Origin of the sequence: Vibrio sp. 10N.261.55.A10, assembly GCF_041470825.1 — a bacterium.
GTDB lineage: Bacteria > Pseudomonadota > Gammaproteobacteria > Enterobacterales > Vibrionaceae > Vibrio > Vibrio crassostreae_C.
In genome coordinates this window covers 1-1,307 of record NZ_JBFRNC010000115.1, presented here as the reverse complement: position 1 = coordinate 1,307, position 1,307 = coordinate 1, and the positions used below count along the sequence as shown (strand labels likewise).

Genomic DNA, 1,307 nt, shown 5'->3' with positions numbered 1-1,307 from the left:
CAGGGCAAGATCATGAAAAACCCATATGGAATAAGGGGTAGCGTGAAGTGATGTTTCCACTAATTTGTACACTGAAGTCACAACAAATTCAATACATTCAAGATCGATTTGATGATCAGATTTAGGTGTGATCATATACTGTTTTTTAACAGCAGATATTTAGCCATAATGAATGGATTAAGCCTTTTGGACCATATTTCAGTTATTCGAGATCCTCGCCAAGCTTGGAAAATAGAGCACACGCTAACCGACATTATCTTCTTAACAATTGCAGCAGTGATTGCTGGTGCTGAAGGTTGGGAGGATATTGAAGATTTTGGTGAAGATAACTTGGAATGGCTTAGGCAGTATGGTGATTTCAAACAAGGCATACCAGTACACGATACCATTGCCCGAGTTATCAATCTTATTTCCGCCAAGCAACTGCAACGATGCTTTACTGCGTGGATGAAAGACTGTCATGAGACGACAGAGGGTGAAGTGATTGCTATCGACGGCAAAACTCTCAGAGGCACATACAACAAAGACAAGCGTTGTGGTGCAATCCATATGGTTAGTGCCTTTAGTGCAGCAAACCAAGTTGTACTAGGACAAGTGAAGACTGCGGATAAAAGCAATGAAATAAAAGCGATCCCTGAACTGCTTGAAATGCTTTCCTTGCGAGGTTGTTTAGTGACTATTGATGCTATGGGATGCCAGAAGGATATAGCTGAAAAGATAGTCGCTCAAGATGCAGATTATCTCTTAGCGGTAAAAGGTAATCAAAAACGATTGGAGCAAGCGATTAGCCAAGTGTTTAATTCTAGTATGATTAATAGTTTTGAAGGTGATAAATACGTCACTCAAGAGAAAGGGCATGGTCGTACAGAAACGCGTTTGAGTATGGTTGTTCACAATACAGATTTCTTAAGCTATATAGCGTTTGATTGGGCTGAACTCTCCACAATTGGTATGGTCGTTTCAATTCGTCAAGAAGGTGATAAGCCAGCAGAAACAATGCAAATCAAGCACTACATAAGCTCAGCAAAACTAACGGCTAAAGCTTTACTAGAGAGCACGCGAGCACATTGGAGCATTGAAAATCAGATGCACTGGCGATTAGACGTTGGTTTTAAAGAAGATGAATGTCGGATACGTCGAGAGCAAGCCGGTGAGAATTTAGCAGTTATAAGACATATAGCTTTAAATCTGCTGACGGAAGAAATCAGCTTCAAAGCAGGGATCAAAAGAAAGCAGAAAAAAGCGAACCGCAATAACGCTTACCTTTCGCAAGTCCTTGCAGGGCAAGGGGCTTCGTAATCTTGCCC

1 protein-coding gene is annotated in these 1,307 nt (G+C 41.2%); it reads left to right on the top strand.

Annotated features, from left to right (window positions below):
* The first annotated feature begins 168 nt into the window (after positions 1-168).
* Positions 169-1,299, top strand: coding sequence for an ISAs1 family transposase (locus AB4274_RS21860; RefSeq protein WP_372113231.1), 1,131 nt, complete (start codon positions 169-171; stop codon positions 1,297-1,299).
* Positions 1,300-1,307: the final 8 nt, after the last annotated feature.

Bases quoted from the DNA above. Each gene is read 5' to 3' on its own strand.
- AB4274_RS21860 (WP_372113231.1), top strand. From the start codon at position 169: ATGAATGGATTAAGCCTTTTGGACCATATTTCAGTTATTCGAGATCCT.